This is a genomic window from Rhizobium ecuadorense, from assembly GCF_001187535.1.
In the GTDB taxonomy this organism is placed as follows: domain Bacteria; phylum Pseudomonadota; class Alphaproteobacteria; order Rhizobiales; family Rhizobiaceae; genus Rhizobium; species Rhizobium ecuadorense.
On the sequence record NZ_LFIO01001090.1, the window covers coordinates 1 to 5,883 of the forward strand.

The 5,883-nt window shown below is 57.2% G+C and carries 4 protein-coding genes and 1 pseudogene; 3 read left to right on the forward strand and 2 right to left on the reverse strand.

From position 1 onward, the window contains the following. A pseudogene (locus AF337_RS40710) lies at positions 1–675 on the reverse strand (IS3-like element ISRel21 family transposase); the annotation flags it as partial. A 311-nt stretch (positions 676–986) separates the two neighbouring features. Then, positions 987–1,427, reverse strand: coding sequence for a Tn3 family transposase (locus tag AF337_RS46540; RefSeq protein WP_004676276.1), 441 nt, complete (start codon positions 1,425–1,427; stop codon positions 987–989). 792 nt (positions 1,428–2,219) lie between these two features. Here AF337_RS46540 and AF337_RS46080 point away from each other — a divergent pair. The 3 genes from AF337_RS46080 (at position 2,220) to AF337_RS22105 (ending at position 5,720) form a co-directional block, all read left to right on the forward strand. Next, positions 2,220–2,345, forward strand: a complete 126-nt coding sequence (locus AF337_RS46080; protein ID WP_004676277.1) for a hypothetical protein — start codon at positions 2,220–2,222, stop codon at positions 2,343–2,345. A 114-nt stretch (positions 2,346–2,459) separates the two neighbouring features. Beyond that, positions 2,460–3,545, forward strand: coding sequence for an HlyD family secretion protein (locus AF337_RS22100; protein ID WP_008533948.1), 1,086 nt, complete (start codon positions 2,460–2,462; stop codon positions 3,543–3,545). Between the two features lie 27 nt (positions 3,546–3,572). Beyond that, a complete protein-coding gene (locus AF337_RS22105; RefSeq protein WP_004676279.1) occupies positions 3,573–5,720 on the forward strand; it encodes a peptidase domain-containing ABC transporter in 2,148 nt (715 codons plus the stop codon). The last annotated feature ends 163 nt before the right edge of the window (positions 5,721–5,883 follow it).

The following is a 5,883-nucleotide window of genomic DNA, read 5'->3' on the forward strand; positions in this document are numbered from 1 at the left end:
GCACGCGCAGTTTCTTACCCGTTGCGAGTTGGTCGTGAACGAAGTCCATCGCCCAGACGTCGTTGGGTCCGACGGCCATGTGCCGATCCTCGCGAAGCTTGGCTTTTACCCCCCGCTTCGGTGTCTTGTTCCGCAACTGTAGCCCCAAGTCCCTGTAAATGCGGTAGGTTCGCTTGATGTTGGTGCCCCAACCCTCGCGTTCCAACAGCACATGCACGCGGCGATAGCCGTACCGCACACGGATCTCGCAGATCTCGCGAATACGACGTTCCAGACCGGCCTGATCAGCACGGCGAGAGGTATAGTGGTGAGTTGATCGATCGAAGTTCAACGCTCCACAAGCACGTCGGATCGAGATCGCCCAATCGCAGCACATGCCTTTCACCATCTCCCGCTTCCGAGCAGGCCTTAGAGCTTTCGGCGGATGACATCCTGCAACATCTCGCGGTCCAGCGTCAGATCCGCGACGATCTTCTTCAGGCGCGAATTCTCGTCCTCGAGCTGTTTCAGCCTCTTCATCTCCGGTGGCAGCATGCCCGCGTATTTTTTCTTCCAGTTGAAATAAGTCGCCTGGCTGATCCCCGCCTTCCTGCAGATTTCAGCAACCGACACGCCTTCATCACCTTGCTTCAGAATGAACGCCTTCTGAGCGTCCGAAAACTGCGACGCTTTCATCGTCTTCTGGTCCCTTTCCCAGCCAGGAAAATGCACCGGAAAACTCTAACCAAAACTGGTCCAGTTTGAAGGGTTCAGATCAAAGTGCACAAGATGGTGGCGAATGGGAACGTAGGGTCGTCGCCTCGATCGCCAAGAAATTGAAAAGGGGCCAGCGAGGAGCGCCTTTTGGCTCGCATCGCCGGGTCCGCGATCAAGGCCCTCGACGGAGCGGTGCCGAAATTGCCGAACAGGCGATACTTTCGGCTCTGGTCCGCAAATACAAGACTGGCGGTTCCTAAGCAGCGAGCCCAGGCGGTGCCACGTTCCTCCTACGGCATTTCATTATCCACGCATGTTGCCGAGGCTGCTGAGCCTGCTCGAATTCCGGAATAATGCAGCACATCGGGTCCGCCATCGCGGCGCTGGAATGGCTCAAGCGTCTGATCGACGAGGACGACAGACGGATCGACCCGTATCGATCCGAGACCTGGCTGTAGGCCTGAAGGCCTAGCATCCTGCCGTATTTCACGTTTACCAGGGCGTCGCCTTGCGCTGTGGCGGCAAATAATAGGCCGTCGCTCGAAGCCGGAGTGCCCATGGATCGGTAACCCCGCCTGCGCCTCGACCACCCTGGCTAGCGCCCGGTCGTAGGCTTCGCTCTCGACATGCCACTGTCGAACACGGATTAACACCCACAAGGTGTGGGTGTCTGTGGCATCGGCCATCATGCGCAGGCCAAAGCTAGTCTCTTCTGCGAGGATGACGTTCATCGCAGGGCGCTCCTGTACGCAGATGACTGAATGCTTCGCAGAAGCCAGTCGCAGCATCCACGTCTGGACGTCGCCTTCGCAATCGAGCCGCCCGGAATCGTAACAGCCCGAGCTGGCGCGGCCAAGCTCGCGTAACCGGATGTCGAGGTGAGCTTGAGATTTGCCAGCTATCCTCCTGTCGCAACGGCCCCGCGAGACGATCGCTGTCGGCCACAGCCTGGGCCGGAACAAGTGCAGGTCTGAGATCGCCATAGCGTCGGGACCCGCCCAAGCATTGCCCAATAGGTCTCGTGTTTCTTTTCGCATCCGGTGGATCTTTTACTTGACACATCCGGCCATAGCATCTGCCAATAGGGACAAGGCCCGCGGCACCAAGCGGCGCATCCGCGCCCACTATCGTGCGGAGGGCCACTAACAATTCACCAGGTTTCAGAGTGAATCAGCAGCAACAAAAATCGACGGCAAACTCGATGGGGGCTACGCGGATGGGGGCGCGCTTACTGAGCGCCGAGTCTCAACTGTACCGTCGCCACCGAACTTTGGAGCTGTCGATCCTGTTCAGGACGTTCATTCAGAACCCTACTCGGTTTGTCGTGCTTGCGACAGCGTGATGTGCGGTTTGGCACGTCTCGGCGCTCTAGGGCAGCCATTGAATAACATACAGAACAGTTTTCTGATGCTTTTCGCTCCTTCTGCATTGGCACGAATCTTGAACCTTTTTGTTGCGCGCCGCTAGGAGCTCCCAACGGGGGCCTTGGCATCTTCTCAATCCAGCTCTGAACGGAGACACCAATGATGAACAACATGGCAGCCTATCGTGTAACCGAATTAACCCCTCAAGAAGCAGCTGAAACCTCCGGAGGTTGGTATTTTTGGGTTTACTTGTTTTTGCGACGTTACGGACACTTGTTTGGTTGATAAGCGAGCTGGCTCTCGATGGCTCCTAGTGACTACAGACTAGCAGTTCCCCTTTCTGCTGAAACGGCCAGCTGCACCGCAGAAAGCATACTGGCGCGACGATCAGGACGATCCTTGAGCATTTATAGGGCGATCTTGCTCTTCGTCGCCGCGGCATTTGGCTCACTGCCACTCGTTACCATACCGGTCTCCATGCAGAGTGTCGGTACTATTCGCCCGATCGTGGAGAAGACGCCCCTGATAGCGCCCGTCTCCGGACGCATCTCCCGTGTCCTTGCCTTTGAGAACGATGTCGTTGCTAAGGGGAAGGAAATAATCGCCTTTGACGATCATGTAATCGAGGAAAAGCTCAGCGGGGTTTTAGCCGACATTCATGCCAAGAGCGATCTTGCCCATGACTTCCAAACGCTGATTTCTTCCGGCGCAAGGCTCAGCGTCTCGCCCCCCCTCCAAACCGAATCCGCGACGGCTGAAAGGGTGCATTTTCTCAACTTGCTGCGCGAGAACCAAAATGCGCGCAGTAACGCCGCGGCGGAACTCGACCGCGCAAAGCGACTTGTCTCGGCTGCTGCGGCGCCGGCGAAGACCGTTGACGAGAAGGCTTTCGCTCTCCAAAATATCGAGGTCCAAGGCGAGATCCTCGTGCGACGCAAAACCGCTGATTGGAACCAGAAGCTCCTTGATGCTAACCTGCGCTTAAAGGAACTCACGGCCACCTTGCATCAGCTCGAGCACGAACGGGACCTGCACCGCATCCGCGCCCCAGTATCGGGTGCTCTCGAGCAGTTCTCCGGCCTCGCGCACGGAAGCTACGTGCAGAGCGGGCAAACCGTTGGTTGGATCTCGCCGAACGACGATCTGGTGGCGGAAATCTACGTCTCCCCCAACGACATTGGCTTTGTGCAGCCTGGTCAGCCGGTGCGGCTCCAAGTGGATGCCTTTAACTACAACCAATGGGGTGTCATCAAAGCAAGGGTGGTCGAGGTGGCGCAGGACTTCACTCTGCATGACGGGAACCCGGTCTTCAAGGTCCAGTGCGCGCTCTCTCGCAGCGAACTCGCGCTGAAAAGCGGGGCCATCGGCCACCTGAAGAAAGGCATGACCGTGCGGGCTCGCTTTCTGTTGGCCAATCGCACTCTCCTGCAACTGCTCTACGACGAGGCAGACGATTGGCTCAACCCGATGCTGGCGGGGCGCTAATATTGTCCCAACAGCCAGCGAGCCTCCATGTCGAGTAAGGCCATTAAGTTCAAACAGCGTGACATCACGGATTGCGGCGCCGCCAGCCTCGCATCTGTCGCAGCCTTCTATGGCTACAAGTTGCCATTGGCGCGCATCCGCCAGTATGCGTCGACCGACCGCTCCGGTACGAGTGTGCTGGGGCTCACGGAAGCGGCGCAGAAGCTGGGCTTCATCGCGAAAGGCGTCAAAGGTGGCTTCGACAGCCTGTACAAGATCCCCAAGCCCGCTATCGCGCACGTCGTCAAGGAGGACCTGCACCATTTCGTAGTGGTCCATGCGATCGACGCCAAGTGGGTCATCGTCATGGACCCTGCCTTGGGCGAAATCTGCAAAGTGCCGCATCAGGAATTCATGGAGCAATGGACCGGCGTTCTGGTTTTGCTGGTTCCGGCAGACACATTCAATCGTCGAGACGAGACCACGTCGCCCCTCGCCCGATTCGCCCGCCTACTCGCGCCACACCGCACGGTGATGGCGCAGGCTCTCGTCGGCGCTCTTGTGACGACCGTCCTCAGTCTCTCGACGGCGATCTACGTTCAGAAGATCGTTGATCACGTGATCCCAGCGGGAAACCGCAACCTGCTCAACTTGATGAGCATCGCAATGCTGCTGATCCTAGCGATACAGATCCTGATCAACCTCCTAAGAGGCCGACTCGTCCTGCAGACGGGGCAGAAGATCGACGTATGCTTGATCCTCGGCTATTACAATCACATCCTGGCCCTGCCCCAGAAGTTCTTCGATAGCATGCGCATGGGAGAAATCGTGTCGCGCATGAACGACGCTGTGAAAATCAGGAGCTTCCTGAACGACGTTTCGATAAACATGTTTGTTGACATTTTAATGATACTGTTCTCGTTCGGAATGATGTTCATCTATTCCTGGAATATTGCTTTGATCGTGGCGCTCGCCATTCCAATGTACATCCTGGTATATTGGGCCATCAATCGGATGAATCGAAATCTCCAACGAGTCATCATGGAAAATGACGCCAAACTCGAGGCGCAACTGGTAGAATCACTCGGAGCTGTCTCCACCATTAAGACTTCCGGCGTCGAGAGCTTCGCAAACTTCAAAATGGAGACCCGCTTCGTAAAGATGCTGCATTCCGTCTACAGCTCCGGGCTGATCTCAATCTGCGGCGACAACGCCTCGACGTTGCTGTCGGTCCTGTTCACCATCGTGCTGATGTGGTTTGGAACCACGCTTGCGCTCGAACAGGCCGTCACGCCCGGCGAATTGCTGTCCTGCTATACGTTGCTTGGCTATATCACCCGGCCGGTCGCCCGCCTGATCCAGACCAACCGGATCGTTCAAGACGCGTTTATCGCGGCGGATAGACTTTTCGAGATCTTTGAACTGGAGTCGGCAAGCAGCAGCGGCATCGATGCTACGAAGACCGATCTCGGAGATATTCGCCTGGAGAACGTCACATTCCGCTATGGCGCGCAGGCGGAGGTTTTCAGCGATCTAAGCGTCTCCTTTCGCCAAGGAGAGTTGACGGCCGTCGTGGGTGAGAGCGGCTCGGGCAAAAGCACCCTTGCGGCTCTGCTGCAGAATGTCTACCAGCTTGAGGATGGATGCATTCGGATCGGCCAATATGCCCTCCAGGATTTCTCGAGCGCATCACTGCACAAGGTCATGGCTGCAGTACCGCAATCGATAGACGTCTTCTCCGGTTCCGTGATCGAGAACATCGCCCTGGGCGAGTTCGAACCGGAGTTCGATAAGATCGTACGCATCTGTGATCGAATAGGACTGCGGGAGTGCATCGAGCGCTGGCCCGGGCGGTTCCAGGCCCATCTGGGCGAGAACGGGGTTCGCCTCTCCGGAGGTGAGAAGCAGCGCCTCGCATTGGCTCGGGCCCTGTACCGGGATCCCGACGTTCTAATCCTTGACGAAGCGACCTCCTCTCTGGACTCGGCAGCCGAAGAATTTGTGCTGCGGGTTGTTGAGGATCTGTCTCGCGCTGGGAAGACCATCATAGTCATCACTCATCGGTTGAGCACCGTTCGTGGGGCGGACAATATTGTGGTCCTGGACAAGGGGCGGGTCATTGAGGAGGGAAAGCACGCTGACCTAGTGAGAACTGATGGCCCTTACGCTCGATTATGGCGGGCGCCAAGGTCGTGATCCGTGTAGGCCCTGTCGGCTCGAGGATTGAAAACGGTTGTGAACGTCACGGTTAAGCAGCATGGCAACATTGTCGGCTGTGAACTTGAAGCGGCGGTGATCGGAACGTGGGCGATGGACTTCGTTCACGACCAACTCGCAACGGGTAAGAAACTGCGCGTGC